Here is a 19,186-nt window from a genome sequence, read left to right as displayed (position 1 = left end):
GATGGCGGCATGGCGGGGGATCGCGCCGGCGGGGCCGGCTCGGGGGGTTGCGGCCGCCGCCGGCGCGATCGCTGAGCACGCCGGAGGGGGGCGCCGTCCCGTGGTGAGGACGGCGGGACGGCGCCCCGGCCTCCGGCGGGGCCGGTCCCGGGAGGGGGACGGGCCTCGGGGGGGTGCTCAGCCGGCTTCGGGAACGGGCAGGGTCGGCTGCCCGGCGACGCCGAGGGTGTCCTCGACGAGGGTGACGAAGACCTCGGCGTCGTGCAGGAGCTCCTCCGCCTCGCGCGGGGTGACGGCGCGCGGCAGGCCCGCCTCGGCTGCGGCGCGCTTGTCGGCGCCCGCCGCGAAGAAGGCGGCCCACTCGCGCAGCGCGGGCTCGGCCTCGGGCAGCAGCACCCAGACGCTGCGGGGGCGGCCGCGGCGATGGGTCTCCAGGGGTTCCTTGGACGCCAGCACCGCGGCGGCGGCGCGCAGCGCCGCCAGGTGGGCGCACACATAGCGGACGGCGGCCGAGGTGGCCTCGGCCGCCTCGGCGAGGCCCATGCGGGCGGCGTGCAGCTGGCCTTCGGCCGTGTGCGCCGGACGCGGCGCGGGCAGCGGGCGGTGGCGTGGGCGTGGGCTCGGCGATGGGACGGACTGGGCGGCGGAGTGGATCCCGCGTGCGGTCATCGTTCCGGACATGTCTGCCTCCTTCCGGGCTCGGGCCGGCCGGGCGGAGAGCTTCCCCTCACTCCGCCCGGCCGTCCGTCCCGCCGAAACACCGCGAACGGCGGGGACGTCGCCCTGGCGCGGGCCGCGAGTCCCGCACCACATCGAACATAAGTTCGACGCACTCACAGTAAAGCGCCCTGACGGCGATTCGTCAACGTGTTCGAACGCGTGTCGCGCCCCGCAGGTCAGCGGGCATGACCGCAGTACGACAGCGGGGTACGACAGCAGGCCGTGGGACGCTAGTGAGGCCGCCTGACGTGCACGGGGACGTTCGTCCCGAGGAGGTCCGGGAAGTACTCGGCGATGTGCATCGGCATCCGGACGCAGCCGTGCGAGGCGGGGTACTTGGGCACGTCCAGAGCGCCGTGGAAGGCGATGCCGCCGTTGAAGTAGATCGGGTTGTAGAGCTGCCCCAAGGGCGAGGTCTCCCAGCCGGAGGCGCGGCGTCCCGTCCGGAAGTCGCCCGTACCGGTCGTGGCGTAGCGGCAGCGCGCGACGGTGGCGCCTCGGTCCTTGGCGCAGTAGTACTCACCGGAGCCGGAAGAGACGTGTGAGATGAGCCGCGGCTCGCCGTTCTCGTAAAGAACGAGGTACTGGCGCTTCAGGTCCACGTCGACGCGGTCCTTCTCGCGCTTCTTGGCCACCGGCCGCGGCTCCTTGGGCGCGTCCAGGGCCCTCCAGAAAGACGCGCCGAGGGTGCTCTTCTGCTTGAGGCGGTTGACCGCCTGGAACGCCCAGACGGCCATCTGGGTGGACGTCCCGTACTTCCCGTCCACCTTGCCCGGGTCGTAGTGCAGCTCCTTGAGCCGGCGCTGGAGGGCTTTGACGTCAGCGCCCTTGGCTCCCGGTTTCAGCTTGCGGTGCGTGGGCGTGGGGCTCGGTGTGGGCGTCGTCTTCGTCGCCGACGGCGAGCCCTTCCCCGCGCCCGGCGCCGCGGCCTCCGTGTCGTTGCAGCCCGTCACGAGGACGGCCGCCATCAGCAGAACCGCGCTCTTCCGCACGTCGATCGGTCTCCCTCGCATGCGCTGACCTTAAAGTGCTACCCATGCATCCGAATGCCGAAATCGTCGCGAAGGTCCTGCTCGATCAGGGCGCGACCGGAGTCATCGTAGAGCTTCCCGACTCCGCGCGGACGGCGCAGGCCGCGGCCGACCAGCTGGGCTGCGAGGTCGGCGCGATCGCCAACAGCCTGCTGTTCGACGCCGACGGGGCGCCGCTGCTCGTGCTGACCAGCGGCGCGCACCGCGTCGACACGGCGAAGGTCGCGGCTCTGGTGGGTGCGGCGAAGGTGCGGCGGGCGACGCCGGAGTTCGTCCGTGAGGCGACCGGCCAGCCGATCGGAGGCGTCGCCCCGCTCGGCCACCCGGCGCCGATCCGCACCCTCGTGGACGTCTGGCTGGACCGGTACGACCAGGTGTGGGCGGCGGGCGGGCACCCGCACACCGTCTTCCCCTCGTCGTACACCGAACTGCTGAGGATCACCGGGGGAACCCCCGCGGAGGTGGAGTGATGGAGATCTGGCACAACCCGCGTTGTTCGAAGAGCCGTGCCGCTAAGGCCGCGTTGGACGAGGCGGGCGTCGAGTACACCGAGCGCCGCTACCTGGACGAGCCGCCCACGGCGGACGAGCTGGACGCGGTTCTCACCCGGATCGGCGCCGAGCCGTGGGAGGTGGCGAGGCTGAACGAGCCGGTCGCCAGGGAACTCGGGCTCAAGGACCTCGACCACGACCGGGCCAGGTGGATCGAGATCATGGTGGCCAACCCGGTGCTGATCCAGCGCCCGATCGTCCTGACCGGCGACGCCGCCGTCGTGGCCCGTGACGACGCATCGGTGCGCAAGGCCCTCGGCGACCGGTGAGATCGGCGGCCGGTGACGTCGGTCTCTCGCTCTTCCGTCACCCGGCGGACCGTCCCGCGGGTCTAGTCTCTGTCGGGTGAGGGACCCGAAGCTGCGCGAGATCGACGAACGCGCCTTCCTACGCAGGCTCGGCCCCATGCTGGACGTGTACGCGGCCGCGATGGAGCCGCCGAACGAGCAGCTCCCGGGCCGGCACACCATCATGGAACGGCACGCCTCGTATCCGGGGTTCCGCGCGTTCGTCGTCGAGCGGCGCGGCGCGCTGCCCGTCATGCCCGGCCCCGTCCAGGGTTTCGCGTACGGGTTCCATGGGACGCGCGGCCAGTGGTGGCACGACGTCGTCCACCAGGCGCTGTCCGATCTGGAGGGACCCGAGCACGCCGAGGCGTGGCTGGAGGACGCGTTCGAGGTCGCCGAACTGCACGTCCATCCGCAGGCACAGGGCAAGGGCCTCGGCCGGGGGCTGCTCAACGCGCTCTGCGAGGGGCGGCCGGAGCGGACGGTCGTGCTGTCGACGCTCGACAGGAGACCGGACACTCCGGCGCGCACCCTCTACCGCTCGGTCGGCATGATCGACCTGCTGACCGATTTCGAGTTCCCCGGCGGCGGGCCCCGCTACGCGGTCATGGGCGGGACGCTGCCCCTGGCGCCGTATCCGGCGCCGTCCAGCAGCGAGTAGACCTCGCGCGTCGCCGTGGACTTGTTGAACGTGATGAAGTGGATTCCCGGCGCGTCCTGCTCGAGCAGCTCGGCGCACAGCTCGGCGGCGTGCTCGATGCCGAGCCTGCGGACCGCCTCGGGGTCGTCCGCGACGGCGTCGAACCGGGCCTTGACCTCGGGCGGGAACGGCGCGCCCGACAGCTGCTCGGACCGCTCGATCGTGCTGATCTGGGTCACCGGCATGATGCCCGGCAGGATCGGCACGTCGCAGCCGGTGGCGGCGACGCGGTCGCGCAGCCGGAAGTAGTCCTCGGCCCGGAAGAACATCTGAGTGATCGCGTAGTCGGCGCCGGCCCGGCACTTCTCGACGAAGTAGCGGGTGTCGCTCTCGACGTCGGGCGAGCGGGGATGCTTGTAGGGGAACGCGGCGACGCCGACGCTGAAGTCGCCGTAGGAGCGGATCAGCCGGACGAGCTCGGCGGCGTACTCCACGCCGTCGGGGTGCTTGACCCACTCCCCCATCGGGTCGCCGGGCGGGTCGCCGCGCAGCGCGAGGACGTTGCGGACGCCGGCCGCGGCGAACCGGCCGATGAGGTTGCGCAGTTCGGCCTGGGAGTGGTTCACCGCGGTGAAGTGCGCGACGGGGGTGAGGGTGGTGTCGGTGGCGATCCGCTCGACGATGTCGACGGTCGTGTCGCGGGTGCCGCCGCCCGCGCCGTAGGTCACCGACACGAACGTCGGGTGCAGCGACTCCAGTTCGCGGATCGTGCGCCAGAGGTTCCGCGCGCCCTTGTCGGTCTTGGGCGGAAAGAACTCGAACGAGAACGAGCGCGCGCCCGAGGCGAGCAGCTCTCGGACGGCGGGGGGCCGGGCGGGGCGCAGGCGTCGCATTCCCCAAGCCTACAGAAGGGCGCGCGGCCGCCGATCCGCGTGATGCTCACCACATCGTACGGCCGTTATGTCCCTATTTCTGAAGCTTCACTGACTTCTCACGTTTTTGGGGTGAGGTGGAAACAGCCCAGGTGGATACGATCGCGGCATGTCGACCAGCCGCATCCGTAAGGAGGTCGACGAGGCCCTCCTTGGCTTCGTCGACCGGCAGCGCCCGGCCCTGCTGAACATCAGCGCCGACCTCGCGCCCCTGCTGTCCGCCCTGGACGCCCTGCTGGGCGGCGGGAAGCGGCTGCGTCCCGCGTTCTGCTACTGGGGGTGGCGCGCCGCCGGCGGCGAGGACGGCCCCGGCATCGTGACCGCCGCCGCGTCCCTGGAGCTGCTCCAGGCCAGCGCGCTGATCCACGACGACGTCATGGACTCCAGCGACACCCGCCGCGGCCAGCCGTCCGCGCACCGCCGGTTCGAGGCGCTGCACCGCGCGCAGGGCTGGCCGGGCGGCGCGGAGGCGTTCGGCGGCGGCGCCGCGATCCTGCTCGGCGACCTGTGCCTGGCCTGGTCCAGCGAGATGTTCGAGGCGTGCGGGCTCGGCGGGGACGGCGGGCGGCGCGGCCGCGAGGTCTACGACCTGATGCGCACCGAGGTCATGTGCGGCCAGTACCTCGACATGCTGGAGGGCACCCGCCGCGAGGCCAACGTCGCGACGGCCCTGCGGGTGGTGGAGTACAAGAGCGCCAAGTACACGATCGAGCGCCCGCTGCACCTCGGCGCGGCGCTGGCCGGCGCCCGCCCGGACGTGACGGCCGCGCTCACCGGGTACGGCCTGCCGCTCGGCATCGCCTTCCAGCTCCGCGACGACGTGCTCGGCGTGTTCGGCGACCCCGCCGAGACCGGCAAGCCCGCGGGCGACGACCTGCGCGAGGGCAAGCGGACGGTCCTGGTCGCGCTCACGCTGGAGCGCGCGTCCGCGGCGCAGGCGGCGGCGCTGGAGCGGCGCCTCGGCGACCCGGACCTCGACCGGCCGGGCGTGGACGAGCTGCGCGGGATCATCGAGGAGACCGGCGGCCTCACCGCCTGCGAGGCCATGATCGAGCGGTACCGGCGCGAGGCCGAGAAGGCCTTGGAGGCGGCGCCGATCACCGCCGAGGCCCGCCGGGCCCTCGGCGAGCTCGCGGTGGCGGCCATCACCCGCAGCACCTGAGTCCCCCATGACACGATCCGGCCAACTTTCCGTGGCGGGCTAGAACTTTCCCACTGATCGGTGGCAGAAATGTCGCCATGTGCGCCGACACCCCAGGGAACCGCGTCCCCCGTTTCGACCCTCTCCCCCAGGAGGAGTGGGACGACGTGCTCAAGGCCGTCACCGAGACGATCGGCCCGCTGAACGTCGTCACCACGCTCGCCCGCCACCCGGAGCTGTTCCACTCCTGGATCGGGTTCGGCTCGATGCTGCTGATGAAGGGCACGCTGAGCGCCCGGGACCGCGAGCTGGCCATCCTGCGGACGGCATACCACCGGTCCTGCGCGTACGAGTGGGACCACCACCGCGTGGTCGCGCTGGGCGTGGGGCTCACCGAAGCGGAGATCGCCGCGATCCGCCTCGATCCGGACGGGCACGGCTGGAGCGAGGACGACCGCATGGTGCTGACCGCCGCCGACGAGTTGCACGTGAACGGCACGATCAGCGACGCGACCTGGACGGCGCTGTCCACCCGGTTCGGGGAGCGCGAGCTGATCGAGCTGGTCATGCTGGTCGGCCACTATCACATGATCGCTTTCGCGCTGAACGCCCTCCGGGTCCAGAACGAGGAGAGCGGCTGATGCGCGTGGGCCGGTGGCTGCCGGCGGCGGGCGCGCTCGCGTCCGTCCTGGCGCTCACGGCGGTGCCGGCGCCCGCGGAGGCCCGCGCGCCGCTCGGACGCTGCGGCGACCCGGCACGGCGACCATGGTGCGACAAGGGGCTGACCCCGGATCGGCGGACGGCGCTGCTGCTGCCGAAGATGACCGCCGACGAGAAGATCGCGATGCTGGCGTCGGACGACCCTTTCGGCGGCCCGTTGGGCGGGTTCTCCGAGGACGCCCACGCCGACACGAACAACGGGATCGAGCGCCTCGGCATCCCGCCGCTCTACATGGCCGACGGCCCGGCGGGCGTCCGGCAGGGGAAGGCGACCGCCCTGCCCGCGCCGATCGCGCTGGCGGCGGGTTTCGACCCGAACGCCGCGCGGCTGTACGGCGGGACCGTCGCGTGGGAGGCGCGGCACCGCGGCAACGACCTCGTCTTCGGGCCCACCGCCGACGTTCTGCGGACGCCCCGCAACGGCCGGACGTTCGAGGGCTTCGGCGAGGACCCCTACCTGTCGGCGACGCTCGGAGTGCCCTGGATCAAGGGCGCGCAGGCGCAGGGCGTGATGACGTCGGTCAAGCACATGGCCGTGTACACGCAGGAGACCGACCGGCTGTCGCTCAGCATGAACGTCGACCCGCGGACGCTTCGGGAGATCTACCTGCCGCCGTTCGAGGCCGCGGTGAAGGACGCCGGAGCGGCGACCGTGATGTGCGGGTTCGGACGGCTGAACGGACGGTGGGCCTGCCAGGACGACGCGGCCCTCAGCAAGATCCTTCGGTCGGAGTGGGGGTTCACGGGGTTCGTCCCGTCCGACCACACCGCCGCGCAGGACACCGCCGGCGCCGCCAACGGCGGCCTCGACATGGAACTGCCGATCGGCATGAAGTACAACGCGTTCCTGCTGAAGCTCGCAGTCGCCCAGAAGAAGGTCACGCAGGCCACCATCGACGCGCACGTCCGCAACATCCTGCGGACGATGTTCAGGTTCGGGGTGTTCGACCGGCAGGCGTACCCCAACGACCTCACCCGCATCGACCGTGCGGCGAGCCAGAGCGCCGCCCGGCAGGTCGAGGAGGGCGGGATCACGCTGCTGAAGAACGACGGCGTCCTTCCGCTGAAGGCCCCGGCGTCGATCGCACTGATCGGGCGGGCCGCTCAGCAGAGCCCGAGTGGTTTCGGCTCGGCGAAGGTCGTTCCCTTCACGACCGTGAGCGCACAGGACGGCATCACCCGCCGCGCGGGGTCCGGGACCAAGGTGACCTACGACAACGGTGACGACCACGGGGACGCCGCCGACGCCGCGCGTGGGGCGGATGTCGCCATCGTGTTCGCCACCGACAGCCAGGGCGAGTTCTTCGACAAGTCGTGCCTGACGCTGGAATGCGGCGAGCCGCTCAGAGGCGACCAGGACGGACTGATCTCCGAGGTCGCCAAGGCCAACCCGAACACGATCGTCGTACTGAACACGGGCGGGCCGGTGCTGACGCCTTGGGCCGGGCAGGTGAAGGGCATCGTCGAAGCCTGGTACCCCGGTCAGGAGGCCGGGACCGCCCTGGCGCGCGTCCTGTACGGGGACGTGGACCCAGGCGGACGGCTCCCCGTGACGTTCCCCGTCAACGAGAACGACGCGCCGACGTCCGGGAACCCGGCCCAGTACCCCGGCCTCAACAAGAACACCACGTTCTCCGAGGGCGTCATGGTCGGCTACCGGCACTACGACGCGAACGGCATCGCGCCAAGGTTCCCGTTCGGGCACGGCCTGTCGTACACGACGTTCGCCTATAGCGGTCTCGTGGCGACCTCCAAGGCCGTGCAGGTGACGGTCACCAACACCGGCCAGAGGACCGGCATCGCCGTCCCGCAGCTCTACATCGGCATGCCGTCGCCCGGCGCGGAAGTGCCGCAACCACCGAAGCAGCTCAAGGGCTATGCCAAGGTCACGCTCGGGCCAGGCCAGAGCGCGATGGTGACGTTCCCATTGACTCCGCGCTCGTTCTCCTACTGGAACCAGGCGGCGAAGGCGTGGAAGGTCGCCGACGGCTGCTACAAGGTCATGGTGGGCGCATCGTCCCGTCAGATCTCCCGGTCGGCGGCACTCGGGGCATGCCGCTGACAGTGAAAGATCGCGGTTCCCCTGCCTTACTCGCCGGTTACGCGGTACAAATGAGGAAATCTTCGTCCGTCCCCGCCGAGTCGGAGTCCCCCTGTGCCGCACGACACCTCCCGCGGGAGGACGAACCCCAGTCCCGCGCGTACCGCCGCCCGCCCCGGGCGGTCCGGCCAGGCCCATGCGGGCCGGCCCGGTAAGCCGCGCCACGGCCAGGCACATGCCGGGCAGGCCCGTTCCGGCGCCGACCGGCAGGGCGGCCCGGACGGGCGCGGCGGCCAGGAACGCCAGGGCGGCGCGAAGCGCCCGGGCGGCCCGGAAAGGCAGGGCGCCATGTCCCGGCACGGCCACGGCCGGGACCGGCGGCACGAGACGCCGCTCGGCCCCGACGACCCGCGCGGCCTCGGCGGCTACACACTGCTCGGACGGCTCGGCGAGGGCGGGCAGGGCGTGGTGTACCTCGGCCGGGACGGCGACGGCGGGCTCGTCACCGTCAAGCTGCTCCGCGGCGGCGTGGCGGCCGGACAGCGGGCGCGCAGCCGCTTCGTCAAAGAGGCGGACGCGGCGCTGCGGGTGTCCGGACGGCACACCGCGCGCGTCCTGGACGCGGACATGACCGGCGACCGCCCCTACATCGTCAGCGAGTTCGTCGAGGGGCCCTCGCTCCAGCACGTCGTCGAGGACCGCGGCCCGCTGCCCGCGCCGCGGCTGCGCAAGCTCGCGGCGCGCACGGCGGCTGCGCTGGCCGCGATCCACCGCGCCGGGATCGTGCACCGCGACTTCAAGCCCGGCAACGTGCTGCTCGGCCCGGACGGCGCCAAGGTCATCGACTTCGGCATCGCCCGCACCGCCGACGCCCTGGGGCTGGACACGCCGCTGACCACCGGCCCGGTCGGCACCCCCGCCTACATGGCGCCCGAGCAGATCGAGGAGGAGCCGGTCGGGCCGGCCGCCGACGTGTTCGCCTGGGGCGCCACGATGGTGTTCGCCGCGACCGGGCACCCGCCGTTCGGCAGCGGGCCGAGCGCGGCGGTCATGCGGCGGGTGACGTCCCGCAGGCCGGACCTCGGCGACATGGAGGGGCCGCTGCGCGACCTCGCGGCCCGCTGCCTGGACAAGAACCCCGCCGCGCGGCCGACCGCGGCGCAGCTCGTCCGGGCGCTGCGCGCGGGACAGGGTCCGGCGCCGAAGCCGCGCCCGACCCGGATCCCCCGTTACCGGTGGCGGATGATGGTCGCGCTCGGCGCCGTCGTCGTCGCCGGGTTCGCGCTCGGCATGCTGTTCTGACCGTCGGTCACCAGTGCGGCGGACGGTCCTCCAGCAGCCGGGAGTCGTCGTCGCCGGCGCGCCACTCGCCCCACCCGGTATCGGTGTCGTCGGACGTCTGGTCCGGCAGGATCTCCAGGTCGTCGTCGAGGTCGACCGAGCGGTCGTCGTCGGGTCCCACGTTCATGATCCCTATTGTCGGTGATCGATCCGGGACCCGCACCGTGATACAGGTCAAACCATGACAAGGTTCAGGAGGCCGGTGTCCGGGAGGCCAGCCGGCGCGCGAACTCGGCCGCGGCGGCACCCGGATCGTCCGCCTCGGTGATCGCCCGGACCACCACGACGCGGGTCGCCCCCGCGGCCAGGACCTCGTCCAGGTTGCCGAGGTCGATGCCGCCGATCGCGAACCACGGCCGCGCGACCCGCTGCGCCGCGACGTACTCCAGCAGCTTCGGCCCCGGAGCCGGGCGCCCCGGCTTCGTCGGCGTCGGCCAGACCGGGCCGGCGCAGAAGTAGTCGGTGCCCGGCTCGGCCGCCGCCACTGACGCCTGCTCGCCGGAGTGCGTCGACCGTCCGATCAGCATGTCGCCGCCGATGATCTCGCGGGCGGCGGGCACCGGCAGATCGTCCTGGCCGAGGTGCAGCACGTCCGCGCGGACGGCGTGCGCCACGTCGGCGCGGTCGTTCACCGCCAGCAGCGCCCCGTGCCGCTCGCAGGCCGCCCGGAAGATCTCCAGGTAGGCCATCTCCTGCCGCGCCTCCAGGCCCTTCTGGCGGAGCTGGACGAGGTCGACGCCGCCCCCGAGGACCGCGTCCAGGAAGTCGGGCAGGTCCCCCTGCCGCTCACGCGCGTCCGTGCAGAGGTAGAGGCGGGCTCGGCTGAGCCGGGCGCGCAGGGCGACCGCGCGCTCGCCGGGGAGGTGCCTGGACACGGCGGAGGAACGTCCTTTCCCAAGAGCGGTCACGAGGTCACGCGGCGGCCCGGTGCCGTCACGCGTGACCTCGCGATCGTGTCACATGCGTCGTATGCCCTGGAAAGCGCGGGGGGCGCCCTAGAAAGCCAGTGCCTGGGCGCGCCGGCGGACCTCGGTCCCCCGGTTCTCGGTGAGCGCGTCCACGGGCGTTCCCGGCAGCGTGTCGTCGGCCGTGAACAGCCAGCGGATCGTCTCGACGTCGTCGAATCCGGCGTCCGACAGGAGCGTCAGCGTGCCGGGCAGCCCCTTGATGACCTGGCCGTCCTTGATGAAGGCCGCGGGCACCATGGGTTCGCCGTCCCGGCGCACCGCGAGGATCCGGTGCTCGTGGATGAGCTGCTTGATCCGGTGGGGCTTGATCCCGAGCCGCTCGGCGGTCTCCCTGAGGGTGAGCCATTCGCCGGCGAGGGCGTCGGTGCGGGGGTCCAGTGCGCTGTCAACGGTTGCGTGCATCTGCGTCACGCCCCCTTGCTACCACGCCATCGGAACCCTCAAACCCCCTGGACAACCGTTACCCCACCCGCGATCGCTATCCGCGAACGGCCTGCCGGACGGGCACGTCCGGGTCGGCGATCGCCTCCGGATCCACCGGCGTCCCGGCGGCGATCACCCGCCTCGCCTGCACCAGGTCGCGGGGCCTGTCGACGGTGAGGATCGCGTCCAGGCGGTCGCCGGTCAGCCACGCCACGGCCCACTTGCGGCCGGACGGGTCGCCCCGGTGGACGAGCCGCTCGGACGCGGCGTGACTGCCCGCGTACTGGACCATGCGCCCGAACTGCTCGGACCAGAAGTAGGGGGCGGCGTCGTACTCGGCGTCCCGGCCGAGGAGGGCCGCGGCGGCGACCTCGGGGGCGTTGAGGGCGGTGTCCCAGTGCTCGACGAGGAGCCGCCGCCCGTAGCGCCGCGACCACCAGGCGGCGCAGTCCCCGACCGCCACGACGTCCGGGCGGAGCGAACCGGGATCCTCCTCGCCCATGTAGGCGCGGAAGGAGCCGTCGGTGACCACGCCGCGCTCCAGCAGCAGGCCGGAGCCCTCCAGCCAGGACAGGACGGGCCGGACGCCGACGCCGACGACCACCTCGTCCGCGTCGATCGTCGCCCCGCCGGCGAGGACGAGGCCGCCGTCGCGCACCTCCGCCACCTTGACGCCGGTCCGCAGCTCGACCCCGGCCTCGGCGTACCAGGGCGCGGTGAGCGCCCCCACCTCGGGTCCGATCGCGTTGGCGAGCGGGGTGTCGGCCGCCTCCACGACGGTGACGCGGCAGCCCTTCCCGGCCGCGGTCGTGGCGACCTCGGCGCCGATCCAGCCCGCCCCGACGATCACGATCCGGGCGCCCTCGACGAGCCGGGCCCGCAGGTCGCGGGACTCGTCGATGGTGCGCAGGACGTGCTGGCGACCGTCCCCCGGCAGCGTGATCGGGGCCGCGCCGGTCGCGATCACCAGACCGTCGAACGGAAGGTCGCCCGCCGTGGACGCGACCGTGCCGCCGCGCCCCGGCCCGTCCAGCCGCAGGCCGGTGGCGCGCTCGCCGAGCAGCAGCTCGCAGCGCAGCGCGTCCCAGTCCGCGTCGACGGTCGTGTCGTCGGACTCGCCCGCGAGGACGGCCTTCGACAGCGGCGGACGGTCGTAGGGCCGGTGCCGCTCCGCCGACACGAGGGTCAGCGCGCCCTCGTACCCCTTGCTCCGCAGGGCCTCGGCGGCGCGCACGCCGGCCAGCCCGCCGCCAACGACGATGACCCTCTCCATGAAGGCAACCCTAACCGGCGGCGATTCTCTGATGGACACCTGTCCAGGCAATGGCGCGCGTTGCCAAGGTCGTAAGGTGGGAACCGGGTAAAAACGGCACAGAGCGCGGGAGTCCGGTGCGACCGGGCTGAGAGGGCGGCTGAACGGGCCGCCGACCGCCACGACCTGATCCGGATCATGCCGGCGAAGGGAGCGCGCATGCAGATCGTGATCATCGGCGCCGGGGTCATCGGCCTGGCCACCGCCTGGCGGGCCGCGGCGGGCGGCGCCGCCGTCACCCTCGTCGATCCGGCGCCCGCGTCCGGCGCCTCGTCCGTGGCGGCGGGCATGCTCACCCCGGTCAGCGAGCTGACGTACGGCGAGGAGCCGCTGCTGCGGCTCGGCCTCGCCTCCCGCGACCGGTACGGCGCGTTCGTCGCCGAACTGGAGGAGTTGACCGGCCTGGAGACCGGTTACCGCACCGACGGGATCATCGAGGTCGCGTCCGACTCCGACGACCTCCGGTACCTGGACGACCTGCGCCGCTTCCAGGAGAGCCTCGGCATTCCCGTCGAGGCCCTGACCGGCCGGGAGTGCCGGCGGCTGGAGCCGATGCTCGCGCCCGGCGTGCGCGGCGGCCTGCTCGCCCCCGAGGACGGCTCGGTCGACCCGCGCCGGCTCACCCCGGCGCTGCTGGCGGCGTGCGAGCGGCTCGGCGTCCGGCTCGTCCGGCGGCGCGCCGCGCGCGTCGTCGCCGAGAGCGGCGCGGCGGCCGGGGTGGGGCTGGACGACGGCACGGTCGTCCACGCGGACCGGGTGCTGCTGGCCGCCGGGCCGTGGTCGGGCGACCTGGAGGGCCTGCCGCCGGGGACCGTGCCCCCCGTCCGCCCGGTGAAGGGGCAGGTGCTCCGGCTCCGCACCCGGACACCGTTCATCCGGCGGTCGACCCGCGGGCTCGTGAAGGGGTCGTCGGTCTACCTGGTGCCGCGCGCGGACGGCGAGGTCGTCGTCGGCGCCACGCAGGAGGAGCTGGGCTTCGACACGCGCGTCACCGCCGGCGGGCTGTGGGAGCTGCTGCGGGACGCCCGCGAGTTGCTGCCCGGCATCACCGAACTGGAGTTCGCCGAGGTCACGGCCGGGCTGCGTCCGGGCTCCCCGGACAACGCGCCCGTGATGGGCCCCACCGCGATGCCCGGCCTGTACGTCGGCACCGGGCACTTCCGCAACGGCATCCTGCTGACCCCGGTGAGCGCGGACATCCTGTCCGCGATGCTGCTGGACGGGCCCGTCCCCGAGATCGCCGGGCCGTTCACGCCCGGCCGCTTCTCCGCCGGGGTGAACGCATGAAGGTGATCGTCAACGGTGAGCCGCGCGAGCTGCCGGAGGGCGTGAGCGTCGCCGAGGCCGTCGCGTCCGTCACCGCCGCGGGGACCGGCGTGGCCGCCGCGCTCAACGACGAGGTCGTCCGGCGCTCGGCCTGGGACACGACGACCCTGCGCGACGCCGACCGGCTCGAAGTCTTGACCGCCGTACAGGGAGGATGACGTGGAGGACAAGCTGGTCATCGCCGGCGAGGAGCTGGGCTCGCGGCTGATCATGGGGACCGGGGGCGCGCCCAGCATGACGGTGCTGCGGGAGGCGCTCACCGCGTCCGGGACGGAGCTGACCACGGTCGCGATGCGGCGGGTGGACCCGTCCGCACGCGGCTCGGTGCTGGACGTGCTGGCCGAGTGCGGCATCCGGATCCTGCCGAACACGGCGGGCTGCTTCACCGCGGGCGAGGCCGTCCTCACGGCCAAGCTCGCCCGCGAGGCGCTCGGCACGGCCTGGGTCAAGCTGGAGGTGATCGCGGACGAGCGGACGCTGCTGCCCGACCCGATCGAGCTCGTGGAGGCCGCCGAGCAGCTCGTCGACGACGGTTTCACCGTCCTGCCGTACACCAACGACGACCCCGTCCTCGCGCACCGCCTGGAGCAGCTCGGCTGCGCGGCCGTGATGCCGCTCGGCTCCCCGATCGGGTCGGGCCTCGGCATCCGCAACCCGCACAACATCGAGCTGATCGTCGAGCGCGCGAACGTCCCGGTGATCCTGGACGCGGGGCTCGGCACCGCGTCCGACGCCGCCCTGGCCATGGAGCTCGGCTGCGACGCCGTGCTCCTCGCGACCGCCGTGACCCGCGCGCAGTCCCCCGCCCGGATGGCCGCCGCGATGCGGCACGCGGTCGAGGGCGGGCGGCTCGCCAGGCTGGCCGGGCGGATCCCGAAGCGCCGGTACGCGCAGGCGTCCTCCCCCTTCGAGGGCCTCGCCACCTCGTAGCATCGCTAAAGGTTCGGTTGTAGAAGTTTTCGCTGGACCTGAAATGTCCGCGCCTCCAGACTTGGGGCCGTCCACCGGACGCCGTGCCGCAACCCGGCAGATCGTTTCGGTGTTCATGGAAACGACCCATACCTAAGGTGCGTGACATGCAGCAGGACAGCGGCGCGCGCGTCGGCAAACTCGCGGTGGCGGCCGCCACGGTGACGGTGGTCCTCTGGGCGTCGGCCTTCGTCGCGATCCGCAGCGCGGGCGCCGAGTACAGCCCCGGAGCCCTCGCCCTCGGCCGCCTCCTTTCCGGAACGGTCGTGCTGGGCGCGCTCTGGCTCGTCCGGCGGGAGGGCCTGCCGCCCAAGGCGGCCTGGCCCGGCATCGTCACGGCGGGCCTGCTGTGGTTCGGCGCCTACATGGTCGCGCTGAACTGGGGCGAGCAACTGGTGGACGCGGGCACCGCCGCCCTTGTCGTCAACATCGGGCCGATCCTCATCGCGCTCCTCGGCGGCTGGCTGCTGAAGGAGGGCCTGTCGTCCCGGCTGATGATCGGCATGGCCGTGTCGTTCACCGGCGCCGCCGTCGTCGGGCTGTCGATGTCCGGTGAGGGCCGCTCGTCCGTCGGCGGGGTGCTGCTCTGCCTGTTCGCCGCCGTCACCTACGCGGCCGGCGTGGTGAGCCAGAAGCCCGCGCTGCGGCACGCCTCGGCGCTGCAGTTCACGACATTCGCCTGCGCGATCGGCGCGCTCGCGACCCTGCCGTTCTCCGGGCAACTGGTGTCCGAGGCCGCGCACGCCCCGGTGGGCGCCACCCTCAACATGATCTACCTGGGCGTCTTCCCGACCGCGATCGCCTTCACCACCTGGGGTTACGCGCTGGCCCGCACGTCCGCCGGGAAGATGGGAGCCACCACCTACGCCGCGCCCGCCCTCGTGGTCGCGATGTCGTGGCTGTTCCTCGGCGAGGTCCCCGGGCTGATCACGCTGGCCGGCGGCCTGCTCTGCCTCACCGGCGTGGCCGTGTCCCGCAGCACCCGGCCGCTCCGCCGCCGCGTCCCGCCGGTCACTCCGGAACCCGCCGCCCCGGAATCACACTCCGGGCTCATCGATGCTCATACTCGCGACTGATGAGATCCACGCCGATTCGCCCGTAAACTCGCACCGATGGACACGACGGTTGCTGATCCACTCGTCGGGCGGGTGCTCGACGGGCGCTACCGCATTGAGTCCCGTATCGCGCGCGGCGGCATGGCGACGGTCTACGTCGCGCGCGACATCAGGCTCGACCGCATCATCGCGATCAAGGTGATGCACGCCGGACTCGCCTCCGACGAGGACTTCGTCGTCCGCTTCATCGGGGAGGCCAAGGCCGCGGCCGCGCTCTCCCACCCGAACGTCGTCGCGGTCTACGACCAGCGCACCGACGGCGAGCACACCTTCCTGGTCATGGAGTACGTCCCGGGCCGCACGCTCCGCGACGCGCTGAACTCGCTCGGCCGGCTCGGGCCGCGCGCCGCGCTGGACATCATGCTGCCGGTGCTGGCCGCCCTCGGCGCCGCGCACCGGGCCGGTCTCGTGCACCGCGACGTCAAGCCGGAGAACGTGCTGATCACCGAGGACGGCCAGGTCAAGGTCGCCGACTTCGGCCTCGCCCGGGCCGAGACCGCGAGCAAGATGACCAAGACCGGCATGATCATCGGAACGGTCGGCTACCTCGCGCCGGAGCAGGTGCTGTCCGGCAACGCCGACGTCCGCGCGGACGTGTACGCCGCCGGGATCATGCTGTTCGAGCTGATCACCGGGCACCTCCCGCACCAGGGCGACACCCCGCTCGCCGTGGCCTACAAGCACGTCAACGAGAGCGTCCCGCCGCCGTCCAGCGTCGTCCCCGGCCTGCCCCCCGAGGTGGACGCCCTGGTCACCGACGCGACGAGCCACGACCCGGCGCGGCGCCCGCTGGACGCGAACCAGTACCACGCCGAGGTCGCCGAGGTGTTCGGCGGCCTGCCCCGCGACTTCGACCGGCGCGTCGAGGAGTCGACCCGCAACGCCACCAGCGTGCTGGAGGCACCGCCCGCCCACGGGCGCACCGCCGTCCTGGACGCGGAGACGATGCCGCCCGAGTACGCTCCCCGGCCCACCAGGACCGACCGTGCGATCGGCGTGCTGACCGGCCGGTACGTCCTCGTCGCCATCGGCGCGATCGCGGCGGTCATCCTCGGATGGGCCGTCTACTACCAGACGTACGGGCAGTACGAGCACGTCCCGTCGTCGATCATCGGGATGAAGGTCGCCGACGCCCGCGACCAGCTGGAGTCCGACGGGCTGGAGGTGCGCACCGCCAAGGCGGTCTACGACGGCCGCGTCCACAAGGGCGGCGTCGCCAAGTCCGACCCGGCCGCCGGCGCCCGTATCGCCAAGGGCGAGACGGTCACGCTGACGCCGTCCAAAGGCATCACGCCCCGCGAGGTGCCCGACGTCGAGGGCAAGAGCCTGGCGGACGCCAAGAAGACGCTGGAGGACAAGGGCTTCACCGTCGGCCGGACGAGCACCAGCCCCTCCCAGACCGTCGCCAAGAACAAGGTCGTCAGCACCGATCCGCGCGGCGGCGAGAAGCAGTCCCCCGACGACCCCGTCAACATGGTCGTCTCCAGCGGCATGTCCATGCCCGGCCTCATCGGCCAGGACGGCGACGCCGCCGCCAACCAGCTGCGCTCCATGGGCCTGGACGTCACCGTCCAGAAGAAGCAGGTGGACGGCAAGGACCCGAACACCGTGATCGACCAGGACCCGTCCGAGGGCACCGGCGTCTCCCGCGGCGACGACGTCACCATCGTCGTCAACAAGCGCGACTGCATCGTCGACGCGGGCCCCTTCCAGTTCGGCTGCGACGACGGCGACGGCCAGCAGAACGTCCCCGTCCCCGACCTGACCGGCCGCCGCGTGAACGACGCCAGGGAGGCCCTGGAGGACTCCGGTTTCAGGGTCAACGTGACGGGCTTCGGCGGCAACACCGTCCGCTTCCAGTCCCCGAACAGCGGGGAGGCCCCGCGCGGCTCCACCATCACCATCGTCCGGGGTCCGTGACCGGCTAGTCTGAACGCGTCATGACCTCACCGATCAACCCCGTCGGGGCGCATGTCCCCGTGGCCGGGGGCCTCGCCACCGGCGGCCTCAAGTACGCCGCCGAGATCGGCGCCGAGACGATCCAGGTGTTCGTCGCCAATCCGCGCGGCTGGGCCCTCCCCGAAGGCAGGCCCGCCGAGGACGCGAAGCTCCGCGACCACGGCATCCCCGTCTACGTGCACGCCCCGTACCTGGTCAACTTCGGTTCCCCCACCCCCGAGACGCTCGCGAAATCGATCGCGACCGTCCGCCACTCCCTGACCCGAGGCAGGGCCATCGGCGCCCGGGGCGTCGTCGTCCACACCGGCTCGGCCGTGAGCCAGACCTACGACGAGGCCATGGCCCAGATCCACGAGCATGTCCTCCCCCTCCTCGAAGAGATCCCCGACGACGGCCCGGACCTCCTCCTCGAACCCATGGCGGGCCAGAACAACATGCTCTGCGCCAAGGTCCAGGACCTGGGCCCGTTCTTCGAGAAGCTCGAACACCACCCGAAGCTCGGCGTCTGCTTCGACACCTGCCACGCCTTCGCCGCCGGCCACGACCTGGCCGCCCCCGGAGGCGTCAAGGACACCATCGACGCCCTGGTCGCCACCGTGGGCGAGGGCCGCCTGAAACTGATCCACGCCAACGACTCCAAGGACGCCTGCGCCTCCGCCAAGGACCGCCACGAGAACATCGGCGCCGGCCAGATAGGCGAACAACCGTTCGCCGACCTCTTCCACCACCCCGCGGCGACGGGCATCCCCTTCATCATCGAAACCCCAGGCCGAGCCCCCGAACCCCACGCCAAAGACATAAAAACGCTAAAACGCCTACGCACGCCCTAAAGGCGCCCGCCCGAGTACAAGCGAAGCGAGAACCTGCCTGAACGCAACAAGCCGCCAGGCGAACCACACGCGCCAAGAGCAACCGCCTCGCGCCGACCGCAGCCCAGCGACAACCCGGGCCACCGCGATCACATCCGAGGGATGCGTTCAAGCGAAGCGAGAACCGCCCCAGCACAGCAAGCCGCCAGGCGAGCCGCACGCCAGCACGAGCAACCGTCTAGCGCCGACCGCAAACCACCACCGCAACGACGCAACACCCTGAACCGTCGCGACCGCGTCCGAAGGATACGTTCAAGCGAAGCGAGAACCGCCCTAACGCAGCGAGCCGCAAGGCGAGCCCAACGCGAGCACGAGAAACCGTCTACTGCGCCGACCCCAGCCACCGCCGCAACACCCTGAATCGTCGCGATCGCGTCCGAAGAATGCGTTCAAGCGAAGCGAGAACGGCCCTGGCGCAGCGAGCCGCCAGGCGAGCCACGCGGAGCACGGGCAACCGTCTACTCCGCCGACCGCAACCACCGCCGCAACCCCGCAACAACCTCAATCACCGCGATCGCGTCCGAAGGCAGTTTCGAGCGAAGCAAGAAACTGATCGCGCAGCGAGCCGCTAGGCGAGTCGGATGCGATGCCAGCGATCGCCCGCTTTTATCGACGATGGAGGGCCGCCAGGCCCGAAGGAGGAGAAAAAAGCAATCAAATACAGCTCGGGCGCCGCTGGACAACCCCCCGACTGTTCAGCGACGCCCGAGCCACAGGCCACCGGATCCCACCCCCCCGGTACGGGATCCGGCGACTCACGATCCGGCGTTCGACTGGCGTGTGCCGGATCTCCGGATTTGCTGTTGTGGGAGGTTTCGCGGCCGGGTGGCCGCCCGCCCCT

The 19,186-nt window shown here is 72.3% G+C and carries 20 protein-coding genes and 1 riboswitch; of the genes, 13 read left to right on the top strand and 7 right to left on the bottom strand.

Annotation, left to right across the window (positions count from 1 at the left end; translation table 11 throughout):
- Window positions 1-177: 177 nt before the first annotated feature.
- Together ACQPXG_RS16165 and ACQPXG_RS16160 are read right to left on the bottom strand one after the other, a co-directional pair.
- Complete coding sequence (locus ACQPXG_RS16165) at window positions 178-681, bottom strand: SAV_6107 family HEPN domain-containing protein (protein ID WP_433468505.1); 504 nt, start codon at window positions 679-681, stop codon at window positions 178-180.
- 269 nt (window positions 682-950) lie between these two features.
- Window positions 951-1,733 (bottom strand): L,D-transpeptidase family protein, encoded by a 783-nt coding sequence (locus ACQPXG_RS16160; RefSeq protein ID WP_433468504.1) that lies wholly within the window; start codon window positions 1,731-1,733, stop codon window positions 951-953.
- A gap of 23 nt (window positions 1,734-1,756) precedes the next feature.
- Here ACQPXG_RS16160 and ACQPXG_RS16155 point away from each other — a divergent pair, with 23 nt between their 5' ends.
- The 3 genes from ACQPXG_RS16155 to ACQPXG_RS16145 all read left to right on the top strand — a co-directional run bounded on the left by ACQPXG_RS16155 (window position 1,757) and on the right by ACQPXG_RS16145 (window position 3,250).
- The gene (locus tag ACQPXG_RS16155; protein WP_433468503.1) at window positions 1,757-2,221 is read left to right on the top strand and encodes a YbaK/EbsC family protein; all 465 of its coding nucleotides are present in this window, start codon (window positions 1,757-1,759) and stop codon (window positions 2,219-2,221) included.
- Entirely contained in the window at window positions 2,221-2,571 is a 351-nt protein-coding gene (locus ACQPXG_RS16150; protein ID WP_433468502.1) for an arsenate reductase family protein, read from the top strand. The genes ACQPXG_RS16155 and ACQPXG_RS16150 overlap by 1 nt, the downstream gene beginning before the upstream one ends.
- A 76-nt stretch (window positions 2,572-2,647) precedes the next feature.
- Window positions 2,648-3,250: a GNAT family N-acetyltransferase gene (locus ACQPXG_RS16145; RefSeq protein ID WP_433468501.1), complete on the top strand. Its 603-nt coding sequence runs from the start codon at window positions 2,648-2,650 to the stop codon at window positions 3,248-3,250.
- Here ACQPXG_RS16145 and metF read toward each other — a convergent pair.
- Complete coding sequence (metF, locus tag ACQPXG_RS16140) at window positions 3,187-4,122, bottom strand: methylenetetrahydrofolate reductase [NAD(P)H] (RefSeq protein ID WP_433468500.1); 936 nt, start codon at window positions 4,120-4,122, stop codon at window positions 3,187-3,189. The genes ACQPXG_RS16145 and metF overlap by 64 nt on opposite strands.
- A 148-nt stretch (window positions 4,123-4,270) precedes the next feature.
- Between metF and ACQPXG_RS16135 the strand changes: the two genes are divergently transcribed.
- From ACQPXG_RS16135 to ACQPXG_RS16120, 4 genes are all read left to right on the top strand, one after another.
- Window positions 4,271-5,323, top strand: coding sequence for a polyprenyl synthetase family protein (locus tag ACQPXG_RS16135; protein ID WP_433468499.1), 1,053 nt, complete (start codon window positions 4,271-4,273; stop codon window positions 5,321-5,323).
- Between the two features lie 77 nt (window positions 5,324-5,400).
- Complete coding sequence (locus ACQPXG_RS16130) at window positions 5,401-5,943, top strand: carboxymuconolactone decarboxylase family protein (protein ID WP_433468498.1); 543 nt, start codon at window positions 5,401-5,403, stop codon at window positions 5,941-5,943.
- Window positions 5,943-8,084, top strand: a complete 2,142-nt coding sequence (locus ACQPXG_RS16125) for a beta-glucosidase family protein (RefSeq protein ID WP_433468497.1) — start codon at window positions 5,943-5,945, stop codon at window positions 8,082-8,084. Before ACQPXG_RS16130 ends, ACQPXG_RS16125 begins: the two co-directional genes overlap by 1 nt.
- Before the next feature lie 93 nt (window positions 8,085-8,177).
- Window positions 8,178-9,365 (top strand): serine/threonine-protein kinase, encoded by a 1,188-nt coding sequence (locus ACQPXG_RS16120; RefSeq protein WP_433468496.1) that lies wholly within the window; start codon window positions 8,178-8,180, stop codon window positions 9,363-9,365.
- Window positions 9,366-9,372: 7 nt separating this feature from the next.
- On the opposite strand, the gene ACQPXG_RS16115 is transcribed toward ACQPXG_RS16120, so the two are convergent.
- The 4 genes from ACQPXG_RS16115 to ACQPXG_RS16100 all read right to left on the bottom strand — a co-directional run bounded on the left by ACQPXG_RS16115 (window position 9,373) and on the right by ACQPXG_RS16100 (window position 12,068).
- Window positions 9,373-9,531 (bottom strand): hypothetical protein, encoded by a 159-nt coding sequence (locus tag ACQPXG_RS16115; protein WP_433468495.1) that lies wholly within the window; start codon window positions 9,529-9,531, stop codon window positions 9,373-9,375.
- A 64-nt stretch (window positions 9,532-9,595) separates the two neighbouring features.
- Window positions 9,596-10,279 (bottom strand): thiamine phosphate synthase, encoded by a 684-nt coding sequence (gene thiE / locus ACQPXG_RS16110; RefSeq protein WP_433468494.1) that lies wholly within the window; start codon window positions 10,277-10,279, stop codon window positions 9,596-9,598.
- Window positions 10,280-10,399: 120 nt separating this feature from the next.
- Complete coding sequence (locus ACQPXG_RS16105) at window positions 10,400-10,774, bottom strand: Rv2175c family DNA-binding protein (protein WP_433468493.1); 375 nt, start codon at window positions 10,772-10,774, stop codon at window positions 10,400-10,402.
- Window positions 10,775-10,850: 76 nt separating this feature from the next.
- Complete coding sequence (locus ACQPXG_RS16100; protein WP_433468492.1) at window positions 10,851-12,068, bottom strand: NAD(P)/FAD-dependent oxidoreductase; 1,218 nt, start codon at window positions 12,066-12,068, stop codon at window positions 10,851-10,853.
- Between the two features lie 95 nt (window positions 12,069-12,163).
- A riboswitch (TPP riboswitch) is annotated at window positions 12,164-12,277 on the top strand.
- On the opposite strand from ACQPXG_RS16100, the gene thiO reads away from it, so the two are divergent.
- The 6 genes from thiO to ACQPXG_RS16070 all read left to right on the top strand — a co-directional run bounded on the left by thiO (window position 12,267) and on the right by ACQPXG_RS16070 (window position 18,306).
- Window positions 12,267-13,394 (top strand): glycine oxidase ThiO, encoded by a 1,128-nt coding sequence (gene thiO / locus ACQPXG_RS16095; RefSeq protein WP_433468491.1) that lies wholly within the window; start codon window positions 12,267-12,269, stop codon window positions 13,392-13,394. (Overlaps the previous riboswitch by 11 nt.)
- The gene (gene thiS / locus ACQPXG_RS16090; RefSeq protein ID WP_433468490.1) at window positions 13,391-13,591 is read left to right on the top strand and encodes a sulfur carrier protein ThiS; all 201 of its coding nucleotides are present in this window, start codon (window positions 13,391-13,393) and stop codon (window positions 13,589-13,591) included. Before thiO ends, thiS begins: the two co-directional genes overlap by 4 nt.
- 1 nt (window position 13,592) lies before the next feature.
- Window positions 13,593-14,363: a thiazole synthase gene (locus ACQPXG_RS16085; protein WP_433468489.1), complete on the top strand. Its 771-nt coding sequence runs from the start codon at window positions 13,593-13,595 to the stop codon at window positions 14,361-14,363.
- A gap of 146 nt (window positions 14,364-14,509) precedes the next feature.
- Window positions 14,510-15,478, top strand: coding sequence for a DMT family transporter (locus ACQPXG_RS16080; RefSeq protein ID WP_433468488.1), 969 nt, complete (start codon window positions 14,510-14,512; stop codon window positions 15,476-15,478).
- Window positions 15,479-15,514: 36 nt separating this feature from the next.
- Window positions 15,515-17,437 (top strand): Stk1 family PASTA domain-containing Ser/Thr kinase, encoded by a 1,923-nt coding sequence (gene pknB, locus ACQPXG_RS16075; RefSeq protein WP_433468487.1) that lies wholly within the window; start codon window positions 15,515-15,517, stop codon window positions 17,435-17,437.
- Window positions 17,438-17,457: 20 nt separating this feature from the next.
- Window positions 17,458-18,306 (top strand): deoxyribonuclease IV, encoded by an 849-nt coding sequence (locus ACQPXG_RS16070; RefSeq protein ID WP_433468486.1) that lies wholly within the window; start codon window positions 17,458-17,460, stop codon window positions 18,304-18,306.
- Window positions 18,307-19,186: the final 880 nt, after the last annotated feature.

Source organism: Spirillospora sp. CA-128828, from assembly GCF_050945415.1.
GTDB lineage: Bacteria > Actinomycetota > Actinomycetes > Streptosporangiales > Streptosporangiaceae > Spirillospora.
The sequence above is the reverse complement of the archived record's forward strand: the minus strand, read 5'-3'. Positions and strand labels throughout refer to the sequence as shown.